The following is a 20,537-nucleotide window of genomic DNA, read 5'->3' on the forward strand; positions in this document are numbered from 1 at the left end:
CCCACCACGTCCCCGCCCCCACCACCGGCCTCGGCCCGCTTCCCGGACGCACCCCCGACGGCTTTCGACCGGGAGCCCGGTCGGGCGGTGCCGCCGGCACCGTCGGCGTTCGCGGGTGGGGAGACCGGTCGACGGGGGCCTGCGGCCTCCTCGGCTCGGGAGTCCGGCCGCGCTGTGCCGCCCGCGTCCCCCGGGCGGGAGACCGGGCGTACCGCGCCGTTCCGCCTGTCGTACGGTTCGGGCCCGTCGCCGCGGCGCGCGGACTCCGGGGCGGAACCGACCGCCCCGCTGCGCCCCCTGCGCGCGGCGTCGGAACCGGAGCCGTCGTCGGACGAGCGGCGCGGAGCCACGGGCCCGTCGGCCGCGCGCCCGGGCACGCCGTCCGCGCCGTCGGACGGCACGACCGGGGGCACCACCGGCTCGGCCGGGCCCAGACGGCTCGAACGGCCGCGCGGCGACTACCCGACCACCACCTTCGGCGCGCCGGCCTCGGGCAGCGCGTGGAGCCCGCACATGCGGACGTTCCCCGTCCCGACCGCCCCGCCCCGCCCCACGACACCTCCGAAGGCCGCCCCACAGCCACCCCGCCCGCCACAGCCTCCGTCCCCCGACACACCACCGCGTCCGACGGACGCCGTGACGGCAGGCGCACCGCCGCGTCCGACGAGCCCTCCGGCGACCGGTACACCCTCGCGTCCCGCGGATCCTCCGGCGGCGGGTGCCGCACCGCGCCCGGCCGGGCCCGCGGCGGCCGAAGTTCCCTCGCGTCCCGCGGGGCCTTCCTCCCGTGCGACGGGCGGTCCGGCGCCGACCGCTCCCCCGCGTCCGGCGGGGCCCGCGGCGGCCGGTGTTCCCTCGCGTCCGTCGAGCGGTCCGGGGGCGGCCGGAACACCCCCGCGTCCGGCGGGGCCCGCGGCGGCCGGTGTTCCCTCGCGTCCGTCGGGCGGTCCGGCGCCGACCGCTCCGCCGCGTCCCACGGTGCCTCCGGCGGCCGGTGCCCCAGGAGGCGAGGTACCGCATCGGCCGGGTGGGCCGGCGGCCTCCGGTCCGTCGCGTCCGGTGGGGCTCCCGGACAGCGGTGCCCAGACGCGTCCCGCCGCTTCGTCGGCTACCGGTACGGCGTTCCCGGCCGTCGACGGTCCCGCGCACCCGGCGGCGGGAGCGCCGCCGCGGCCGTCGGCCGCTCCGGCCTCGGCCCGGCCGGACTCCGGCACCGTGCCGCATCCCGCCCCCGCTCCACCTTCCCACCGCGACACCGCCCCGCCGCCCCAGCCCCTCAACCCCGCCCCGGACCCCTCGATGTCCTGGACCGCCTCCGCGGGAACTCCCGGCCGGGAGCGGCCCGTTGTGACGTTCGGTGAGCCCGAGGGGTACGACGAGCGTGGGCGGGGGCTGTCGTTGGCCGCTCGCCTGGCGCCTCGCACCGCCGCTGCAGCCGCCTGCATGGTCCTCGGCCTCGGTCTCATCGGCGGCGCGGTGACCGGCGGCTGGATCATCGACGACGGCGGCGACCCGGGCGCGGCGACCAGCTTCAGCTCCGCCGCCGGCCTCTGGCACAACGTGCCCGTCGACGAGTTGTTCCCGCGCACCGTGCAGGGCACCGGCGCCGGCCCCGGCGGAGCCGACCGCACCTGGACCCGGATCGCGGTCGCCCCGGCCACCGGCTGCGCCGACGCCTTCGACCCGCTGCTGCGCAAGACACTCGCCCCCGTCGGCTGCCAGCGCCTGATCCGCGCCACCTACACCGACGCCACCCAGAGCTACGTGACGACCGTCGGCCTGCTGTTCACGAAGGCCGACTCGGCCGGGATGGCCGCCCTCGCCAAGCGGTTCACGGACGAGCGCCTGGACCGCCGTGCCGACCTGCTGCCCCTGCCGTTCGCCGCGAAGGGCACCGCCGCCGAGCGGTTCGGCCCGCACCAGCGCGCCTCCTGGACGATCTCCGTGCTCACCGACGCCCCGGTCGTCGCCTACGCCGTCTCCGGCTGGGCCGACGGCCGTACCGTCGACACCCCGCAGCCCGCCGCCGACGCCGAGGCGTCCGGCGCCACCACGGCCGCGGCCCAGGCCGGCCTCGGCAACGAGGCGGAGGGTCTGGCCGACCGCATCGAACGGCGACTGCGCCAGAACATCGCAGGACCGGCAACGGAGACGCCCTCATGAAGCGCCGCGCAACCGGGGCCGCGGTGAGCCTGCTGCTCGCCGGCTCGCTCGCCCTGCTGCCGTCCACGACCGCGTACGCGGACGGTATCCGCGCCCAGCAGTGGGGCCTGTCCGCCCTGCACCTCGACGAGGCCTGGCAGACCACCAAGGGCAAGGGCATCACCGTCGCCGTCCTGGACACCGGCGTCGAGGCCGACCACCCGGACCTCGTCGGCAACGTCCTGACGGCCAAGGACATGATCGGTTTCGGTGCCGGGCCCGGCGACCGCGACTGGGCCCGGCACGGCACCGCCATGGCCGGCATCATCGCCGGTCACGGCCACGGCGTCGGCGACGGCGACGGCGTGATGGGGGTAGCGCCCGAGGCCAAGATCCTCCCCGTCCGGGTCATCCTCGAAGACGGCGACAGCGCCCGTGCCAAGGCCCGCTCCACCCGGGGCAACGCCCTCGCCGAGGGCATCCGCTGGGCCGCCGACCACGGCGCCGACGTCATCAACCTCTCCCTCGGCGACGACTCCGACTCCGCGCACCCCGAGCCCAGCGAGGACGAGGCCATCCAGTACGCCCTGAAGAAGGACGTCGTGGTCGTCGCCTCGGCCGGCAACGGCGGCGACAAGGGCGACCACATCTCCTACCCGGCCGCCTACCCGGGTGTCATCGCCGCCACCGCGGTGGACAAGTTCGGCACCCGCGCCGGCTTCTCCACCCGCCGCTGGTACGCCACGGTCAGCGCGCCCGGCGTCGACATCGTCATCGCCGACCCGGACCACAAGTACTACGAGGGCTGGGGGACGAGTGCCGCCTCCGCCTTCGTCTCCGGTGCCGTGGCCCTGGTCAAGGCGGCCCACCCCGGGCTCACCCCGGCCCAGATCAAGAAACTCCTGGAGGACACCGCCCGCGACGCCCCGGCCGGCGGCCGCGACGACTCCCGGGGCTTCGGCATGATCGACCCGGCGGCCGCCATCAAGGCCGCGGCCAGGCTGAAGACGCAGAACCTGACGTCGGCGTCGTACAGCAAGAAGTACTTCGGCTCCGGCCCGGACCCGGAGGAGAAGACGACGAGCGCAACGGACTGGGCAGCCCCGCTGGCGGGCGGCACGGGCGGGGTGCTGCTGGTGGCTGCGGTGGTGCTGTGGAGAGGCCGCAGAAGAACCCCCTGAGGGAGACGCGCCCCAAAGGGGCGCTGGGGGCCCCGGCCGAAGGCTGGGGGAGGAACTGCGCGATCAACCCCCACGCACCCGCACCCGCCTGCGAACCCACTCCCTACTGCGAAGCCGCAGCCGAAGCGGACGCCGACTCGGAAGACTCGGTGAACGACCCCACCGCCGCCTTCGCCGCCGCCTCCACCAGCGAGATCCCCTTCGCCTGGCTCACCGTCCCCTTCGACAGCACGGCCACCAGATAGTCCGTCCCGCCCACCGTCACCCGCCCGATGCTGTTCACGTCCCACAGCCCCGTCGTGCTCCGCGCCAGCCACCCGTTCTTCAGCGCGAACTGCGAACCGTCGGCGGCCGCCGAGACGCCCCACCGCTGATCGGACTCGACCGTCTTCATCAGCCCCCGGATGTACTCCCGCGAGGCCTCGCTCAGCTTCGAGTCGTCGCCGAACACCTGCTGGAGCAGGGTGAGCTGATCGGCGGCGGTGGTCTGCGTCAGTCCCCACAGCGCCCCGTCGCCGCCCTCGGTCGACGTCAGCCCGAACCGCCTGTTCGCCGCGTCCAGGCCCGCCGCCTTGCCGATGACGTCCCAGAGCTGGGACGCCGCCGTGTTGTCGCTGTTCTCGATCATCTTCGTGGCGTACGCCTTCTCCGTCGCCGTCAGATGCCGGTCGGCGTCCTGCGCCTGCAGCAGCAGCGTCGCCAGGATGTCGACCTTGACGATGCTCGCGGTGTCGAAGGCCGAGTGGCCGTAGGTCGCGCTGTCGCCGGAGTCCAGGTCGAGGACGGCCGCGGAGACCTTCGCCCCGGACGGCACGGTCACCTTCCCCAGCGCCGAACTCAGCAGCGCGTCCCGGTTCACGGCCGGCTCCGTCACGGGTTCCACCGATGCCTCCTCACTTGCCGAAGCCGAAGCCGAGACCGAGGAGGACGGCGCCGGCGACGCCGCCGAGGATACGGCGTTGCCGCGCGCGTGCGCCTTCACGTACACGGTCCCCGCCGCGGTGGCCCCTAGGACGGCGACCGTGGCGAGGGAGACGTAGAGAACGGCCCGGCGCCGGGGCCGGGCGCGACGGCGGGCCCGACGGGATCCTGAGGTGGCTCTGGGGGACTCCATGCCCGCGATGCTGGGGCCGGGGACTGTGCGAGCCGTTTGGTGGAAGTTAGAAGTAGGTCAGGGAAATCTGAGATTCCGGTGAAAGCTGTGTCGAGCCGGTTTCGGGGGCCGCACAACCGCAGCAGCATCCCCCCGATAGGGTCGGGGACCGTGGCGAACAAGAACATTCCCGACTCCGGCTACTCCGACGACGACGGCTCCGCCGACCCCCGGCTGGCCGCCGCGCTGGCCGCCTGGGCCGCGGACCGCAGCGCCGTCGCACCGGTCCTGGAGGCGCTGAAGGGCGCCCGGCTCCTGGTCCCGGTGGTCGCCGTCCTCGGCGAGGTCGAGGAGGACGAGAACGGTCTGCGCCGCGAGAAGACCAGTGACATGGCCGTCCCCACCCTGAAGGCGGGCCACCGCACCGCCCTGCCGGCCTTCACCTCCACCGACTCGCTGGCCCGCTGGGACCCGGCGGCCCGGCCCGTGGCCGTACCCCTGCACCAGGCGCTCCAGGCCGCCGCGCACGAGAAGGCCGACACGGTGGTGCTCGACCTGTCGGGGCCGGTGCCGTTCGAGCTGACCGGCGCCGCGCTGCTCGCCCTCGCCGAGGGACGTACGAGCACCGACCCGCTCGCGGACCCGGCCGTGGTCGGTGCCGTCCGGGCCGCGGTGGCCGCCGAGCCCGCCGTGCTCCGCGCCCACCTCGGACCCGGGGCGGCCGACGGGACGCTGGCGCTGGTCCTCGACCCGGCCGCCGCGCCGCCGGCCGAGGCCGCCCGGGCGGTCGCCGAGCGGCTCGCCGCCGACGAGACACTGCGGGCCCGCCTGGTGCGCGGCCTCGACCTGGCACTGCTGCCGGCCGGGACCACGCCTCCGGGCGAGCCCTTGTACGTACGAGGCTGAGCGGCGGCTAGCCGTAGACCGGGCCGGTGTACTTCTCGCCGGGGCCCTGGCCGGGCTCGTCGGGGACGATCGAGGCCTCGCGGAAGGCCAGCTGCAGCGACTTCAGGCCGTCCCGCAGCGGGGCGGCGTGGAAGGAGCTGATCTCGGTCGCGGACGCGTCGAGCAGTCCGGCGAGAGCGGTGACCAGCTTGCGGGCCTCGTCCAGGTCCTTGTACTTGTCCCCCTCCTCGGTCAGACCGAGCTTCACGGCCGCGGCGCTCATGAGGTTGACGGCGACCGTCACGATCACCTCGACCGCGGGGACCTCCGCGATGTCGCGGGTCATCTCGTCGAAGTCGGGCTGCCCGGCGTCACCGGGGCCGGGAAGGGGTGTTTCACTCATGCCCCACACGATAGGCGCAGGGGTGCGGAGGCTCTTACTTAGCCCCAGGTCGTCTCAATTAGCCCTGTCTCGGCTTTGCTGCTAGCCTGGTGTGACGACCGGCCGGACGGGTATGCCGCACAGCTAACCGAACCGGCCCACAAGTGGAGGCTTCGAACTCCCACCTGACTGCCCCACGGGCGGCGGGTCACCGGTCAGGCGGTCGCTTCGCCGTTCACGGCGACGGCGTTCCGTCCGATTCTGCGCCCCGCGATCCTCGCGGCGGTGTTCCGGTAGTTCGAGGAGCCCCGCCTGTGATCGTCCGGGGCATTTTTTCTGCTTCGGTGCGGTTAGGTCTTACGGAAACAGACGTTACGCGGCTGCCCGCCAGGCCGCCGTGTGGTGCTACCGAGGAGGATCCATCAGCACCGAGCCCCGCATCAACGACCGGATTCGCGTTCCCGAGGTGCGACTTGTCGGTCCCAGCGGCGAGCAGGTCGGGATTGTCCCGCTTGCCAAGGCGCTGGAGCTTGCGCAGGAGTACGACCTGGACCTGGTCGAGGTCGCGGCGAACGCCCGTCCGCCCGTGTGCAAGCTCATGGACTACGGGAAGTTCAAGTACGAGTCGGCCATGAAGGCCCGTGAGGCGCGCAAGAACCAGGCGCACACGGTCATCAAGGAAATGAAGCTCCGGCCGAAGATCGACCCGCACGACTATGACACCAAGAAGGGTCACGTCGTCCGGTTCCTCAAGCAGGGCGACAAGGTCAAGATCACGATCATGTTCCGTGGTCGCGAGCAGTCCCGGCCCGAGCTGGGCTACCGACTGCTGCAGCGGCTCGCGGAGGACGTCCAGGACCTCGGTTTCGTGGAGTCGAACCCGAAGCAGGACGGCCGGAACATGATCATGGTTCTCGGTCCGCACAAGAAGAAGACCGAGGCGATGGCCGAGGCCCGTCAGGCGCAGGAGGCCCGCAAGGCGGATGCGAAGGCCAACCCCGGCCGCTCGCAGAACGCCGCCGAGGTCGAAGCGGCCGAGGCGCCTGCCGAGGAGCCCGCCGAGGCGTGATCCCGGGGTCAACGCCCCAGGTCAGCACCAGGGGCGCGAGTCCCAGGATGTAACCGATACAAGAGCGACGTTCCACCGTGCCCGGTTTCACGACCGGGCACCGGAGCGCCACCGACGAGGAGATAACGGCGCTATGCCGAAGAACAAGACGCACAGCGGTGCCAGCAAGCGCTTCAAGGTCACCGGCTCCGGCAAGGTCCTGCGTGAGCGCGCCGGCAAGCGCCACCTGCTCGAGCACAAGTCGTCCCGTGTGACGCGTCGCCTCACCGGCAACGCCGAGATGGCCCCGGGTGACACCGCGAAGATCAAGAAGCTTCTCGGCAAGTGACACACGGGCGCCTGCCGGCGCCTGAGTCAGCAGTACCGGGACCCAGTCGTTTCCGGGCCGCGTGAGTCCAACCGCGGCCCCGCTACAAGGAGTTAACAAGTGGCACGCGTCAAGCGGGCAGTCAACGCCCACAAGAAGCGCCGGGCGATCCTCGAGCAGGCCTCCGGCTACCGCGGTCAGCGTTCGCGCCTCTACCGCAAGGCCAAGGAGCAGGTCACCCACTCGCTGGTCTACAACTACAACGACCGCAAGAAGCGCAAGGGCGACTTCCGTCAGCTGTGGATCCAGCGCATCAACGCCGCTGCCCGCGCCAACGGCATCACCTACAACCGCTTCATCCAGGGTCTGAAGGCCGCGAACGTCGAGGTCGACCGCAAGATCCTGGCCGAGCTGGCCGTCAACGACGCCAACGCTTTCGCCGCGCTCGTCGAGGTGGCCCAGAAGGCGCTGCCGTCGGACGTCAACGCCCCCAAGGCGGCGTGACGCTGCGCTGGCTTTAGGCCGACGTGACTGAAGGACCCGCAGGCTGTACGGCTTGCGGGTCCTGCTGTTGCCGCCCGCTCGCTTCGTTCTTCTCCGCCGCGACGGCGCTCAGTCGGTACGGCGGATTTCGGCGGTGCCGAGCCCTGGGTTGGCGCAACGGTTTCCCTCGCCCGCGTTGGCGGGTGCCGCTGCGCCCACCCGTGCCGCCTGGGGGTCCCCCAGGCCTTTCGGGCTCTGGGGGAGGCACGACTGCCCGCAGCTATGAGAGCCACGGCCGGGAAGCGCCCCGTAAGGGGCGCTGGGGGTACCCCCGGCCGAAGGCTGGGGGAGGAACTGCGCGACCAGCCCCCACCGGCCCGCGGCCGAAGAACCGGCTGCAGCGGCGGGTAAGAAAGCTACCGATGTCTCCGAAGGTGAACGACAACATGCCCACCCCCGAGCTGATCTCCCCCCGTTCCGCGCGTGTCGCCGCTGCCCGGCGGCTGGGGCGGCGGAACTTCCGGGGGAAGGAGCGGCTGTTTCTCGCCGAGGGGCCGCAGGCCGTGCGGGAGGCGGCCGGGCATCGGGTCGGTGACACGGCGACGCTCGTCGAGATGTTCGCGACCGTCGAGGCCGCGGAGCGGTACGCCGACATCATCGGAGAGGCGCGGACCGCCGGCGCCCGGATCCACCTCGCCTCCGAGGACGTCATCGCCGACATCTCCACCACGGTGACGCCCCAGGGGCTCGTCGGGGTGTGCCGGTTCCTGGACACGCCGTTCGAGGAGATCCTCGCCGCCCGCCCCAAGCTCGTCGCCGTCCTCGCCCACGTCCGTGACCCCGGCAACGCCGGCACCGTGCTGCGGTGTGCCGACGCCGCGGGTGCGGAGGCCGTCGTACTCACCGACGCGTCCGTCGATCTGTACAACCCGAAGGCGGTCCGGGCCTCCGTGGGCTCCCACTTCCACCTGCCGGTCGCCGTCGGGGTACCCGTCGAGCGGGCCGTGGCCGGGCTGAAGGGCGTCGGCGTGCGGATCCTCGCCGCCGACGGGGCCGGGACCGACGACCTCGACGACGAGCTCGACCAGGGGACCATGGGCGGGCCCACGGCGTGGGTGTTCGGGAACGAGGCCTGGGGGCTTCCGGAGGAGACGCGCGCGCTGGCGGACGCCGTCGTGCGCGTCCCGATCCACGGGAAGGCCGAAAGCCTGAACCTCGCCACCGCCGCCGCCGTATGTCTCTACGCATCAGCCCGTGCACAGCGCGCCTCCGGAGGGTGCCGTTCCGTCACCGAGAGCTAGTAGGGTGACCAGCTCGGGGGCCTGCTGCGCCGTCTGAGAGGTGGAGTACGGGGTATGAGTGTCGGCACCAGCAACGCGCCGGGGGGCCGCGGCACCGGTCGCGTACCCGCACCCCGGCACGGCGACCTCACCGGGCTCGGCATCGACCCCGACGAGCTGCCCGACGGCCTGGTGGTCGCGGACGAGCACGGACTCGTCGTCTGCTTCAACACCGCCGCCGCCCGCATCACCGCCACCGCCCCCGCCGACGCCCTCGGCCGGCGCCTGGAGAAGGCCCTGCCCTTGGAGGACCTGGAAGGCCGGCGCTGGTGGCAGCTCACCGACCCCTACGGCGGCCTCGCCATCCGGGTCGGCCAGCCCGAGCGGAACCTGCTGCTGCCCGGCGGCCGGGAGGTGCTGGTGTCCGCCAGGTACGTGCGGGACGAGCCCACCGGGCCCGTGCGCCGGGTCGTCGTGTCGCTGCGGGACACCGAAGCCCGGCGTCGTACCGAACGCAGTCACGCAGAGCTGATCGCCACCGTCGCGCACGAGCTGCGCTCCCCGCTGACCTCCGTCAAGGGGTTCACGGCCACGCTGCTCGCCAAGTGGGAACGGTTCACCGACGACCAGAAGCGGCTGATGCTCGAGACCGTCGACGCGGACGCCGACCGGGTCACCCGGCTCATCGCCGAGCTGCTGGACATCTCGCGGATCGACAGCGGCCGGCTGGAGGTACGCCGGCAACCCGTCGACATAGGCGCGGCCGTCGGACGGCACATCCAGGCGTACGTCGCCGCCGGGCAGCCCGCCGACCGCTTCCTGCTCCGCGTCGAGCAGCCGCTGCCCGCCCTGTGGGCCGACCCCGACAAGGTCGACCAGGTCCTCAGCAACCTCATCGAAAATGCCGTGCGGCACGGCGAGGGAACCGTCACCATTGACATCACGGCCACGGCATCCCCGCGCGAAGGCGAGGACACCGGCACGTCGGTCACGGTGAGCGACGAGGGGCCCGGCATCCCGGAGGAGTCCATGAACCGCGTCTTCACCCGCTTCTGGCGGGGCAGCAAGCGCGGCGGCACCGGCCTCGGGCTGTACATCGTCAAGGGCATCGTCGAGGCCCACGGCGGCACCATCACCGTCGGACGCGCCCCCGGTGGCGGCGCCGAGTTCCGATTTACGTTGCCCGTGGGGGCCCCGGCGTATCTCGCCTGAGATCACAGACAGCACCTGGATCACAGCGACCGCCGGAGCAGCCCGCGGGCGCTCCGCGTTCCTCCACCCCGTTAGACTCGGCCTTTGGCACCTTTGTGTCCTTCTCACGGCCCACCAACGGTCTCGGGGACCAACCGCCAGCCAATCGGAAGCACGGGAAGAGATGTCGGCACCCAATAAGTCGTACGACCCTGTCGAGGTCGAGGCGTTGAAACCGGAAGAGATCGAGCGCATGCGGGACAAGGCGCTCGCCGCCTTCGCCGCCGCGGACTCCCTCGACGCGCTCCAGGAGGCCAAGGTCGCCCACACCGGCGGCACCTCCCCGCTGGCCCTCGCGAACCGCGAGATCGGCGCCCTGCCCCCGCACGCCAAGGCCGCCGCCGGCAAGCTGGTCGGCCAGGCCCGCGGCGCGGTGAACAAGGCCCTCGCGGGCCGCCAGGAGGAGCTGGAGGCCGAGCGTGACGCCCGGGTGCTGGTCGAGGAGGCGGTGGACGTCACACTGCCCTACGACCGCGTCCCGGCCGGCGCCCGCCACCCGCTGACCACCCTGTCCGACCGCATCGAGGACATCTTCGTGGCCATGGGCTACGAGGTCGCCGAGGGGCCGCAGGTCGAGGCCGAGTGGTTCAACTTCGACGCCCTCAACATCGGCCCGGACCACCCGGCCCGCGGCGAGGCGGACACCTTCTTCGTGCAGGGCCCCGAGGGCGGCACCGAGTCCGGTGTCGTGCTGCGCACCCACACCTCCCCGGTGCAGATCCGCTCCCTGCTCGACCGCGAGCTGCCGGTGTACGTGATCTGCCCCGGCCGCGTGTACCGCACCGACGAGCTGGACGCCACGCACACCCCGGTCTTCCACCAGGTCGAGCTGCTCGCCGTGGACGAGGGCCTGACCATGTCGGACCTCAAGGGCACCCTGGACCACATGGTCCAGTCGCTGTTCGGCCCGGGCATGAAGACCCGGCTGCGGCCGAACTTCTTCCCCTTCACCGAGCCCAGCGCCGAGATGGACATGCTGTGCTACGTCTGCAAGGGCGAATCCGTCGGCAACCCCGACCGCCCCTGCCGTACCTGCTCCTCCGAGGGCTGGATCGAGCTGGGCGGCTGCGGCATGGTCAACCCGCGGGTGCTCACCGCCTGCGGCGTCGACCCGGAGAAGTACAGCGGCTTCGCCTTCGGGTTCGGCATCGAGCGGATGCTGATGTTCCGCCACAACGTCGAGGACATGCGAGACATGGTCGAGGGTGACGTCCGGTTCACCCGGCCGTTCGGGATGGAGATCTGATGCGGGTCCCGCTTTCCTGGCTGCGGGAGTACGTCGACCTGCCGGCCACCGAGACCGGCCGCGACGTGCAGGCCAAGCTGATTTCTGGCGGTCTTGAGGTCGAGACCGTCGAGCAGCTCGGCGACGGCCTCAAGGGCCCCCTGGTGGTCGGCCAGGTGCTGACCATCGAGGAGCTGGAGGGCTTCAAGAAGCCGATCCGCTTCTGCACCGTCGACGTCGGCACCGCCAACGGCACCGGCGAGCCCCAGGAGATCGTCTGCGGCGCCCGCAACTTCGCCGTCGGCGACAAGGTCGTGGTCGTGCTGCCGGGCGCGGTGCTGCCCGGCGACTTCGCCATCGCCGCGCGCAAGACGTACGGCAGGACCTCCCACGGCATGATCTGCTCCAGCGGCGAGCTGGGCATGGGCGACGACGGCACCCACGGCATCATCGTGCTGCCGCCGGAGACCGAGGTCGGCAAGGACGCCATCGAGCTGCTGGAGCTGGTCGACGAGGTCCTGGACATCGCCGTCACCGCCAACCGCGGCGACTGTCTGTCCATCCGCGGCGTCGCCCGCGAGGCCGCCATCGCCTACGGCCTGCCGCTGCGCGACCCGGCGCTGATCGACGTGCCCGGCCCGAACGCCTTCGGCTACCCGGTCCAGGTCTCCGACCCGCTCGGCTGCGACCGCTTCACCGCGCGCACCGTCACCGGTCTGAGCCCCGAGGCCCGCTCGCCGATCTGGCTGCAGCGCCGCCTGCAGAAGGTCGGCATGCGCCCGATCTCGCTCGCCGTCGACGTCACCAACTACGTGATGATGGAGCTTGGCCAGCCGCTGCACGCCTACGACCGCAAGCTGGTCCAGGGCACCATCGGCGTCCGCCGCGCGGCCGAGGGTGAGAAGATCGTCACCCTCGACGGTGTGGAGCGGAAGCTGCACGCCGAGGACCTGGTCATCACCGACGACCGCGGCCCGATCGGCCTCGCGGGCGTCATGGGCGGCGCCAACACCGAGATCGCCGACCACGACGACCTGGAGAACTCCACCACCGACGTGGTCATCGAGGCGGCGCACTTCGACGCCGTCGCCATCGCGCGCACCGCCCGCCGGCACAAGCTGTCCTCGGAGGCCTCGCGCCGCTTCGAGCGCGGTGTCGACCCGCAGGCCGCGGCCGCCGCCGCGCAGCGCACGGTCGACCTGCTGGTGCTGCTCGCCGGCGGCACCGCCGAGGCCGGCGTCACCGAGGTCATCGCGCCGTCCGCGCCGCACACCATCACGGTCGCGGCGGACCACCCGGACAAGGTCGCGGGCGTCGAGTACGGACGGGAGATCGTCGTCCGGCGCCTGCAGGAGGTCGGCTGCGACGTCTATGGAAATCCTGCCGCGTGGAACGCGTCGTTGGGGGGTGGTGGTCGGGCGACGGGCGGGCAGGACGAGCTGCTCGTCACCGTCCCGTCCTGGCGGCCGGACCTGCTCGAACAGAACGACCTGGCCGAAGAGGTCATCCGCCTGGAGGGCTACGAGAACCTGCCCTCCACGCTGCCCAAGCCGCCGTCCGGCCGAGGCCTGACCCACCGGCAGCGCCTGCACCGCCGGGTGGGCCGCGCGCTCGCCGGGGCCGGCTACGTCGAGGCGCCGAACTACCCGTTCGTCAGCGAGCAGGTCTTCGACCAGCTGGGCCTCGCCGCCGACGACCCGGCCCGCCGCGTCGTCCGGCTGACCAACCCGCTCAACGACGAGGAGCCGGCGCTCCGCACCTCGCTGCTGCCGGGCCTGCTCGGTGCGCTGCGGCGCAACGACGGGCGCGGTGCGCACGACCTGGCGCTGTTCGAGACCGGCCTGGTCTTCCTCCCGCGTGCCGAGCAGGGCATCGCCGGTCACCTGCCGGTCGACCGCCGCCCGACCGACGCGGAACTCGCCGCGCTGAACGCGGTGCTGCCCGAGCAGCCGCGCCATGTCGCCGTCGTCCTCGCGGGCGCCCGCGAGCAGGCCGGCTGGTGGGGCAAGGGCCGTCCGGCCGACTGGGCCGACGCGGTCGAGGCGGGGCGCGCGGTCGCGCGTGAGGCCGGGGCCGAGCTGATCGTGCGGTCCGGGCAGTACGGGCCGTGGCACCCCGGCCGGTGTGCCGAGCTGGTCGTCGTGGCCGACGGCGCGGAGCGGGTCGTGGGCCACGCCGGTGAGCTGCACCCGCGCGTGGTCAAGGCCCTGGGGCTGCCGGCCCGCACCTGCGCGATGGAGCTGGATCTGGACGCGCTGGAGCAGGTCGGCGACGGCACCCCGCAGGCGCCGAGCATCTCGACGTTCCCGGTGGCCACGCAGGATGTCGCCCTCGTCGTGGACAAGCCGGTGCCGGCCGCCGACGTCGAGGCCGCGCTGCGCGAGGGGGCGGGTGAACTCCTTGAGGCCATCCGGCTGTTCGACGTGTACGTCAACGACGAGCAGCTCGGCGACGGGAAGAAGTCGCTGGCATATGCGCTGAGGTTCCGGGCGTCCGATCGCACGCTGACCGTGGACGAGGCGTCGGCGGCGCGTGACGCTGCGGTCGCCCTAGCGGGGGAGCGTACGGGAGCGGTGCTGCGCGGCTAGGCGCCGTGGGGGGAACTGCTGTCGGCCGGCTGCGGGTTCGTCGTGGCTCATCGCGCAGTTCCTCCCCCAGCCTTCGGCTGGGGGTACCCCCAGCGCCCCCCAAGGGGCGCGTCCCTGACCGGCGCTCACATGTACTGCTACCTGCATAAATGCGGGTGTCCTGTGGGTGGTCACTCATTTGGGTGAGATCCATCCGAGACGTGGCCTTTTCGGGGCATGCCGTCGACAGAATCGGACCGGCCTTTCGGGGTCGGTCCGTCTGTTCTGTCAGGGCCTACTTGGGGGCCATCGGCATGATCCGCATCAAGGCTGGGGGTCCCCGCAGCAGGCGGCCCCGGATGAACGCACGGCCCAGGCGCCGTGCCCTCGCCCTGGGACTGCCCACGGTGTGGGGCGCCGTCGCGGTCGGCTACAAATACGGGTGCCCGCTGGCCGAGCAGCACGGGCTCGGCGCGCGGATCGTCACCAGTGCCGTGTTCTTCGCCGTCGGCACCGGGCTGATACTCCATGTCCGCCGGGCCCTGCTGAGGGAGTTGCGGCAGGCCCGCATGGTCGCCGGCGCCGCACAGAGCGTGCTGCTGCGGCCGTTGCCGCCCCGGCTGGCCGGGCTGAACGTCGCCGCCGCCCAGCTCTCCGCCGACCGGGGTGCGAGCATCGGCGGCGATCTCTACGAGGCCGTCGCCACCGAACACGGCGTACGGGTCGTGATGGGCGACGTACGCGGCCACGGGCTGGCGGCGATCGGTACGGTCGCCGCCGTCCTCGGCAGCTTCCGGGAGGCCGCCCACGACGAACCCGAACTGGGACGGGTGCTGGGCCGCCTGGACCGCGCCCTCGCCCGGCACCTACGCGAACGAGCCAGAGCCGAACACCCGTCCAGCGGCCAGGACCCGGACAGCCCGGTGGCCGAGGAGTTCGTCACCCTGCTGCTCCTGGAGATCGCGACGGACGGCGGTCTCAGTGCCTTCAACTGCGGCCATCCATGGCCGTACCTGCTCAGTGGGTCAAGGGTCGAGCAGTTGTCCCGGGCAGACCCGCTGCCGCCCCTCGGGCCGTTCCCGCTGCCGTCGGATCTGGCTGCCACGCCCTGTGGCCAACTGCTCGCAGACGAGTCCCTGGTCCTGTACACGGACGGTGCCGAAGACGCCCGAGACGCGCGAGGTCGCTTCTTCTCCTTGCCGGAAGCCTTGGCGGCAGCAGTGCGAAGCCGCCCGGTCTCGCCTCAGAGCATCCTCCGTACGGTCTTCACGGCCCTGCTCCACCACACAGCGGGCCGCCCCACCGACGACATCGCCCTCCTGGTGCTACGCAACGAACGCACGCACCAACACGCCTGCTTGGGGGCGCGGGGCGATGACATCAGCGGCTCCGCCGCGGGGGCGCGAACAGCCACGACGCACCCGCAGCCGACAACGCGCGGCTAGCCCCCTGTTGTCGGCCAAGCCAACGGCCAGGCCACCGCACTGTACGAGGGGGAGCCGGCGGCCCGGCCGGCCTCTTGCGAGGCAGTTCAGTCAACCGGCCCGACACTCTCCGCGACAGTGCGTGCACGCTACGGATTCGCGCACTTCGTTCACACCCCGTGTGAACGCACCCGCACTACGCTGACGGCACCAGGCCACTCGGGGGGCATCCATGCAGCCCAACTCTCTGCTCGACGCGATCCTGGACGAGGCGGGGATCTCGCACGCCGGTCTCGCCGCGCACGTCAACCAGGCGGGCCGCGCCCGTGGACTCTCGCTGCGCTATGAACACACCGCCGTCGCACGGTGGTTGAAGGGCCAGCGGCCGCGCGGCCAGGTGCCCGACCTGATCTGCGAGGTGCTCGCCGTCCGCCTGCACCGGCCGGTCACCCTCGACGACATCGGCCTCGGGGTACCCGGCGAGCCCAGCGTCCCGCACGCCACCTCGCTCTCCGGTTTCGTCGAACGGGCCACCGCCCTGTGGCGTTCCGACGAACAGCAGCGCCCGCACATACTCGGCGCGCCCGCCGTCACCGGCACGCCCGCCGTGATGCCGGTGTGGGAGTGGGAGAACCCCCCGGAGGACGTCGACGTCTCGCGGGGCGGGCGGCACCGGGTCACGCCGGCCGACCTGGAGATGCTGCGCGCCGCCCGGGCGCACTACGAGCAGATGTACCGCAAGGCCGGCGGCATGGCCACCCGCACCCGGATCGTCGGCTTCCTCAACGCCGAGGCGGCGCCGCTGCTGCGCGGCAGCTACACCGATGCCACGGGCCGTCAACTGCACCGCGCCACCGGGGGACTGGTGGCGATCGCCGGAATCTGCGCCTACGACTCCGACGCCCACGGCCTCGCCCAGCGCTACTTCCACCAGGCGCTGCGCCTGTCCAAGGCCAGCGGTGACCGGGGACTCGGCGCGTACGTCATCGCACTCCTGGTCAACCAGGCGCTGTTCATGCGGGAGTTCCGGCAGGCCGTCGCCTTCGCGGAGGCCGCGCTGCGCACCGCCGGCAAGCACATCACCCCCGCCCTCGCCTCCGATCTGTACGCGATGCAGGCGAAGGCGTACGCCCACCTCGGCGACGGCACGAGCGCGCTGTCCTGCATCCGGCGGGCCGAGTCGGCCGCCGAACGCATCCGGCGCGGCCACGAGCCCGACGAGACCGGCTATGTCCAGCCCGGCCTGGTCAACGTGCAGGTGGCCGAGGCGCTGCTCAGCCTCGGCGAACTCGCCGCCGCCCGGGAGCATGCGGCGGCCGCCGTCGACAACCCCGCCCACGACCGGGGGCGGGTGCACCGGCTCGCCATGCTGAGCACCATCGAACTGCGTCAGGGAAACGCCGACAACGCGGTGGCCACGGCCGTGCAGATGGCCGAGCAGGCCCGCGGAATGGAGTCCCAGCGCCTGCGCGACAGACTCCGCGCGGTACGCGAGCACCTGGTGCGCAGCGGCGGTTCCGGAACCGCCGAGGCCGCCGAGCTGATCGACGGCGCACTGCGCGTACCGCTCCAGGCGCGGTAGGCCTTCGAAGCCGCTGCTGCGATATTGCCACTTACTCGGCGGAAGGTGGCAGAACCGTGCAGTGGACGAAACAGAACGAACAAACTGTGTATGAAAACCGCTGGTTCAGCGTGAATCTCGCTGATGTCGAGCTGCCGGACGGCCGGCACCTCGACCACTTCCTGATACGGCTGCGGCCGGTGGCCGTGGCGACGGTGGTCAACGAGGCGGGCGAGGTCCTCCTCCTGTGGCGCCACCGTTTCATCACCGACAGCTGGGGCTGGGAACTCGCGGCGGGAGTCGTCGAGGACGGCGAGGACATCGCCGTCGCGGCCGCCAGGGAACTGGAGGAGGAGACCGGCTGGCGGCCGGGAACCCTGCACCATCTCATGACCGTGGAGCCGTCCAACGGCCTCACCGACGCCCGGCACCACATCTACTGGTCCGACGAGGGCGAGTATGTCGGACACCCCGTGGACGACTTCGAGTCGGACCGGCGGGAGTGGGTCCCGCTCAAGCTCGTCCCGGACCTGATCGCCCGCGGGGAGGTCCCGGCCGCCAACATGGCGGCCGCGTTACTCCTGCTGCACCACATGAGGCTCGCCGACGACTAGAGCGGGCTCTAGCGGGCCAGCGCCTGCCAGACCGTGACGACCAGGGCGCCCAGTGCGGTGAGCGCGGCGAGGGAAGGCAGGGGCCAGCGGGCGTGTTCCAGCGAGGCCAGGCGGGTGTTGAGCTCGTCCAGTTCCTTGGCGGTCTCCTTGGTGCGATGGCTGAGCAGGTTCAGCCCTCCCTCGACCTGGGCGTAGGCCACATCGAGGCGACGACGTAACTCTGCGAGTTCTCCTTGGACCACGGGATGCTCCGGTTCGGTGGTCACGGGTCCGCTCCTTTGCGTGATCGAGGGTGTTGTTCCGCATCCCTTTGCATGCGCATGAAGAGTGAACTCGCCTGGTGAGCGCGTGGGGAGAGTGTGCGAGGGGCATATGCGTGCCCGCGGTGCACACGGAGTGTGAAACACGCGGGCCCGGCACCGCAGCAGGTGCCGGGCCCGTGGAGCATCGCTCCCTGTAGTCAGCGGGGCGTGATCAGCCGTACGTGTAGAAGCCCGAGCCGGTCTTGCGGCCCAGCCGGCCGGCCTCGACCATGCGCTGGAGCAGCGGGGGAGCGGCGTACAGCGGCTCCTTGTACTCGGCGTACATGCTGTTCGCGATGGAGACGATGGTGTCCAGGCCGATCAGGTCGGACAGCTTCAGCGGGCCCATCGGGTGCGCGCAGCCCATCTCCATGCCGTTGTCGATGTCCTCGCGGCTCGCGATGCCGGACTCGAACATCCGGATGGACGAGAGCAGGTACGGCACCAGCAGCGCGTTGACCACGAAGCCGGAGCGGTCCTGGGCGCGGATCGCGTGCTTGCCGAGCACCTTCTCGGCGAACATCTGGGCGCGGCTGAGGGTGCCCTCGGAGGTGGTGAGCGCCGGGATCAGCTCGACCAGCTTCTGCACCGGGGCGGGGTTGAAGAAGTGGATGCCGACGACGTGGTCGGGGCGGGAGGTGGCGACGGCCAGCTTCACCAGCGGGATCGAGGAGGTGTTGGAGGCCAGGATCGCGTCCGGGCGGGTCACCACCTGGTCGAGCACCTGGAAGATCTCCGTCTTCACCTGCTCGTTCTCGACGACGGCCTCGATCACCAGGTCACGGTCGGCGAACTCGCCGAGGTCCGTGGTGAAGCTCAGCCGCGCCAGCGTGGCGTCCCGCTCCTCCGCGGAGATCTTGCCGCGCTCGGCGGCCTTGGCCAGGGAGTTGTGCAGCCTGGTACGGCCGATCTCCAGGGCCTCGCCGGTGGTCTCGGCGACCCGCACGTCCAGACCGGCGCGGGCGGCGACCTCGGCGATGCCCGCTCCCATCTGGCCGCAGCCCACGACTCCGACCTTCTCGATGTCGGTCACATCGTCCCCTTCGCTGATCTACGAGCGGCCGGCAGGACCTCCGGATCCGGCGCCTGCTCCGTTCGAGCACGTTACCCGTAAGTATCGATGATCGATCGTCCGGGTGCGGGCATCCTGTGCCGCGGAGGCGATCCGTGACCACGCGGATCCGGAGAGTGAGAGGGTCTTACGATGGCACGAGTGTCTCGCAGGGCGTTCGCGTTGGCGACCCTGTCCGTGCTGGCGTCGGCGACACCGGGCGCCGCCGCGCCGACGGGACACCCGCCCCGCCGTGCGGCCACCGAGATGCGCGGCATGTGGCTGGCGACCGTCTCCAACCGTGACTGGCCCTCCCGCACCGGACTGTCGGCGTCCGCCCAGCGCAAGGAGCTGACCGCCCTCCTCGACAAGGCGGTCGACCACCGGCTCAACGCCGTGATGTTCCAGGTGCGGCCCACCGCCGACGCGTTCTGGCCCTCGCCCTACGAGCCCTGGTCCCAGTACCTCACCGGCACCCAGGGCAAGGACCCCGGCTGGGACCCGCTGGGCACCGCCGTCCAGGAGGCCCACGCCCGGGGCCTGCAGCTGCACGCCTGGTTCAACCCGTACCGGATCGCCAACCACACCGACCCGGGCCGGCTGGTCGCCTCCCACCCGGCCCGCACACACCCGGACTGGGTCGTGCGGTACGGCGGCAAGCTCTACTACAACCCGGGCATCCCGGCCGTCCGCACCTTCGTGGAGCAGGCGATCCTCTACGCGGTCGCCAAGTACCCCGTGGACGCGGTCCACTTCGACGACTACTTCTACCCGTATCCGGTGGCCGGCCAGACCTTCGACGACGACGCCGCCTACGACACCCACGGCGGGGACTTCTCGTCCCGGGCGGCCTGGCGGCGGGACAACACCGACAAGCTGGTCACCGAGATCGCCGCCGGGGTGAGGAAGCTGCGACCCGGCACCCGGTTCGGGATCAGCCCGTTCGCGGTATGGCGCAACGCCACCACCGACTCCCGCGGCTCCGACACCAGGGCGGGCGTCGAGACGTACGACGACCTGTACGCGGACACCCGGAAATGGGTGCAGAAGAACTGGATCGACTACATCGTCCCGCAGGCGTACTGGCAGATCGGCAACGCAGCCGCCGACTACGCCAAGGTGGTCGACTGGTGGGCGGGCGTGGCCAAGGGGTCAGGGACCCGGCTGTACATCGGTGAGGCGCTCTACCAGGCGGGGGCCGCCGGCGCCGCCTCGGCCTGGCAGGACCCGGCCGAACTGTCCCGCCATCTCGCTCTGGCCGACAAGTACCCGCAGGTGGGCGGGCATGTGTACTTCGCGGCCAAGGACGTGGCCGCCGACCGGATCGGCGCGCTCTCCCGGGTGGTCGCCGACCACTACAAGCAGCCGGCGACCCCACCGAGCTGAGCTGCGGCGCCCCGATAGGGGCGCTGGGGGTACCCCCAGCCGGAGGCTGGGGGAGGAACTGCGCGACAAAGCCACGACGGTGCCGCAGCCAACCGACGGCATACGCCACCTCGCGGCACTCCCAGCGGAGCGCTACCGCTGTTCGTGGATCTCCCGGTGCCTGACCTGGCAGTCGGGACCGGGGGACATGATGGCCTCGTGGCCGTCCTCGAAGCGGACCCGGTAGGGCGGGCTGCCCTCGGGGCCGAGTACCTGGACGACTTCCGAGACCTGGTCGTGCTGTCCGACCACCCTGCCGTGCTGGACAAGCTGGTCGCCCTCGGATGCACGCATC

19 protein-coding genes are annotated in these 20,537 nt (G+C 72.0%); 14 read left to right on the forward strand and 5 right to left on the reverse strand.

Annotated elements, in window-relative coordinates; translation table 11 throughout:
- The first annotated feature begins 1,347 nt into the window (after positions 1-1,347).
- Positions 1,348-2,163 (forward strand): hypothetical protein, encoded by an 816-nt coding sequence (locus tag ACFY0P_RS30570; RefSeq protein ID WP_388920134.1) that lies wholly within the window; start codon positions 1,348-1,350, stop codon positions 2,161-2,163.
- Positions 2,160-3,323, forward strand: a complete 1,164-nt coding sequence (gene mycP, locus ACFY0P_RS30575; RefSeq protein ID WP_388920137.1) for a type VII secretion-associated serine protease mycosin — start codon at positions 2,160-2,162, stop codon at positions 3,321-3,323. Before ACFY0P_RS30570 ends, mycP begins: the two co-directional genes overlap by 4 nt.
- A 103-nt stretch (positions 3,324-3,426) precedes the next feature.
- Here the strand turns inward: mycP and ACFY0P_RS30580 are convergent, their stop codons facing one another.
- Positions 3,427-4,437, reverse strand: a complete 1,011-nt coding sequence (locus ACFY0P_RS30580; RefSeq protein ID WP_388920140.1) for a serine hydrolase — start codon at positions 4,435-4,437, stop codon at positions 3,427-3,429.
- A gap of 150 nt (positions 4,438-4,587) precedes the next feature.
- Between ACFY0P_RS30580 and ACFY0P_RS30585 the strand changes: the two genes are divergently transcribed.
- A complete protein-coding gene (locus ACFY0P_RS30585) occupies positions 4,588-5,322 on the forward strand; it encodes an SseB family protein (protein ID WP_388920143.1) in 735 nt (244 codons plus the stop codon).
- A 7-nt stretch (positions 5,323-5,329) separates the two neighbouring features.
- On the opposite strand, the gene ACFY0P_RS30590 is transcribed toward ACFY0P_RS30585, so the two are convergent.
- Positions 5,330-5,704, reverse strand: coding sequence for a DUF1844 domain-containing protein (locus ACFY0P_RS30590; protein ID WP_217550395.1), 375 nt, complete (start codon positions 5,702-5,704; stop codon positions 5,330-5,332).
- A 376-nt stretch (positions 5,705-6,080) separates the two neighbouring features.
- Here ACFY0P_RS30590 and infC point away from each other — a divergent pair, with 376 nt between their 5' ends.
- The 10 genes from infC (at position 6,081) to ACFY0P_RS30640 (ending at position 17,464) form a co-directional block, all read left to right on the forward strand.
- Positions 6,081-6,752: a translation initiation factor IF-3 gene (infC, locus tag ACFY0P_RS30595; protein WP_351499651.1), complete on the forward strand. Its 672-nt coding sequence runs from the start codon at positions 6,081-6,083 to the stop codon at positions 6,750-6,752.
- Positions 6,753-6,885: 133 nt separating this feature from the next.
- Positions 6,886-7,080 carry a 50S ribosomal protein L35 gene (rpmI, locus tag ACFY0P_RS30600; protein ID WP_046726698.1) on the forward strand — a complete coding sequence of 65 codons (195 nt, stop codon included), beginning with the start codon at positions 6,886-6,888 and terminating at the stop codon, positions 7,078-7,080.
- A 99-nt stretch (positions 7,081-7,179) separates the two neighbouring features.
- The gene (rplT, locus tag ACFY0P_RS30605; RefSeq protein WP_006141703.1) at positions 7,180-7,563 is read left to right on the forward strand and encodes a 50S ribosomal protein L20; all 384 of its coding nucleotides are present in this window, start codon (positions 7,180-7,182) and stop codon (positions 7,561-7,563) included.
- Between the two features lie 425 nt (positions 7,564-7,988).
- Positions 7,989-8,843, forward strand: coding sequence for a TrmH family RNA methyltransferase (locus tag ACFY0P_RS30610; protein ID WP_388920848.1), 855 nt, complete (start codon positions 7,989-7,991; stop codon positions 8,841-8,843).
- A 54-nt stretch (positions 8,844-8,897) separates the two neighbouring features.
- Positions 8,898-10,034 (forward strand): ATP-binding protein, encoded by a 1,137-nt coding sequence (locus ACFY0P_RS30615; RefSeq protein WP_388920147.1) that lies wholly within the window; start codon positions 8,898-8,900, stop codon positions 10,032-10,034.
- Positions 10,035-10,197: 163 nt separating this feature from the next.
- Entirely contained in the window at positions 10,198-11,319 is a 1,122-nt protein-coding gene (pheS, locus tag ACFY0P_RS30620) for a phenylalanine--tRNA ligase subunit alpha (RefSeq protein ID WP_388920150.1), read from the forward strand.
- Complete coding sequence (gene pheT / locus ACFY0P_RS30625; RefSeq protein ID WP_388920153.1) at positions 11,319-13,886, forward strand: phenylalanine--tRNA ligase subunit beta; 2,568 nt, start codon at positions 11,319-11,321, stop codon at positions 13,884-13,886. The genes pheS and pheT overlap by 1 nt, the downstream gene beginning before the upstream one ends.
- A 293-nt stretch (positions 13,887-14,179) precedes the next feature.
- Positions 14,180-15,310, forward strand: a complete 1,131-nt coding sequence (locus tag ACFY0P_RS30630; protein ID WP_388920156.1) for a PP2C family protein-serine/threonine phosphatase — start codon at positions 14,180-14,182, stop codon at positions 15,308-15,310.
- A 211-nt stretch (positions 15,311-15,521) separates the two neighbouring features.
- Positions 15,522-16,871 (forward strand): transcriptional regulator, encoded by a 1,350-nt coding sequence (locus ACFY0P_RS30635; RefSeq protein ID WP_388920159.1) that lies wholly within the window; start codon positions 15,522-15,524, stop codon positions 16,869-16,871.
- A 56-nt stretch (positions 16,872-16,927) separates the two neighbouring features.
- A complete protein-coding gene (locus ACFY0P_RS30640; RefSeq protein ID WP_388920162.1) occupies positions 16,928-17,464 on the forward strand; it encodes an NUDIX hydrolase in 537 nt (178 codons plus the stop codon).
- Between the two features lie 8 nt (positions 17,465-17,472).
- On the opposite strand, the gene ACFY0P_RS30645 is transcribed toward ACFY0P_RS30640, so the two are convergent.
- Together ACFY0P_RS30645 and ACFY0P_RS30650 are read right to left on the reverse strand one after the other, a co-directional pair.
- Positions 17,473-17,730: a hypothetical protein gene (locus ACFY0P_RS30645; RefSeq protein ID WP_388920165.1), complete on the reverse strand. Its 258-nt coding sequence runs from the start codon at positions 17,728-17,730 to the stop codon at positions 17,473-17,475.
- Between the two features lie 208 nt (positions 17,731-17,938).
- Complete coding sequence (locus ACFY0P_RS30650) at positions 17,939-18,799, reverse strand: 3-hydroxybutyryl-CoA dehydrogenase (RefSeq protein ID WP_388920168.1); 861 nt, start codon at positions 18,797-18,799, stop codon at positions 17,939-17,941.
- A 171-nt stretch (positions 18,800-18,970) separates the two neighbouring features.
- On the opposite strand from ACFY0P_RS30650, the gene ACFY0P_RS30655 reads away from it, so the two are divergent.
- Entirely contained in the window at positions 18,971-20,203 is a 1,233-nt protein-coding gene (locus ACFY0P_RS30655) for a glycoside hydrolase family 10 protein (RefSeq protein WP_388920171.1), read from the forward strand.
- 132 nt (positions 20,204-20,335) lie between these two features.
- On the opposite strand, the gene ACFY0P_RS30660 is transcribed toward ACFY0P_RS30655, so the two are convergent.
- Positions 20,336-20,536 (reverse strand): DUF1918 domain-containing protein, encoded by a 201-nt coding sequence (locus tag ACFY0P_RS30660; RefSeq protein WP_388920174.1) that lies wholly within the window; start codon positions 20,534-20,536, stop codon positions 20,336-20,338.
- Between the last annotated feature and the right edge of the window lies 1 nt (position 20,537).

This window comes from Streptomyces sp. NPDC001714 (assembly GCF_042892755.1).
In the GTDB taxonomy this organism is placed as follows: Bacteria; Actinomycetota; Actinomycetes; order Streptomycetales; family Streptomycetaceae; genus Streptomyces.

What these genes read in the sequence shown, in the direction of transcription:
- mycP (WP_388920137.1), top strand. Translation starts at nt 2,160, where the DNA reads ATGAAGCGCCGCGCAACCGGGGCCGCGGTGAGCCTGCTGCTCGCCGGC.
- ACFY0P_RS30580 (WP_388920140.1), bottom strand. Translation starts at nt 4,437, where the DNA reads ATGGAGTCCCCCAGAGCCACCTCAGGATCCCGTCGGGCCCGCCGTCGC.
- ACFY0P_RS30590 (WP_217550395.1), bottom strand. Translation starts at nt 5,704, where the DNA reads ATGAGTGAAACACCCCTTCCCGGCCCCGGTGACGCCGGGCAGCCCGAC.
- rpmI (WP_046726698.1), top strand. Translation starts at nt 6,886, where the DNA reads ATGCCGAAGAACAAGACGCACAGCGGTGCCAGCAAGCGCTTCAAGGTC.
- ACFY0P_RS30610 (WP_388920848.1), top strand. Translation starts at nt 7,989, where the DNA reads ATGCCCACCCCCGAGCTGATCTCCCCCCGTTCCGCGCGTGTCGCCGCT.
- ACFY0P_RS30615 (WP_388920147.1), top strand. Translation starts at nt 8,898, where the DNA reads ATGAGTGTCGGCACCAGCAACGCGCCGGGGGGCCGCGGCACCGGTCGC.
- pheS (WP_388920150.1), top strand. Translation starts at nt 10,198, where the DNA reads ATGTCGGCACCCAATAAGTCGTACGACCCTGTCGAGGTCGAGGCGTTG.
- pheT (WP_388920153.1), top strand. Translation starts at nt 11,319, where the DNA reads ATGCGGGTCCCGCTTTCCTGGCTGCGGGAGTACGTCGACCTGCCGGCC.
- ACFY0P_RS30630 (WP_388920156.1), top strand. Translation starts at nt 14,180, where the DNA reads ATGATCCGCATCAAGGCTGGGGGTCCCCGCAGCAGGCGGCCCCGGATG.
- ACFY0P_RS30635 (WP_388920159.1), top strand. Translation starts at nt 15,522, where the DNA reads ATGCAGCCCAACTCTCTGCTCGACGCGATCCTGGACGAGGCGGGGATC.
- ACFY0P_RS30655 (WP_388920171.1), top strand. Translation starts at nt 18,971, where the DNA reads ATGGCACGAGTGTCTCGCAGGGCGTTCGCGTTGGCGACCCTGTCCGTG.
- ACFY0P_RS30660 (WP_388920174.1), bottom strand. Translation starts at nt 20,536, where the DNA reads ATGCGTGCATCCGAGGGCGACCAGCTTGTCCAGCACGGCAGGGTGGTC.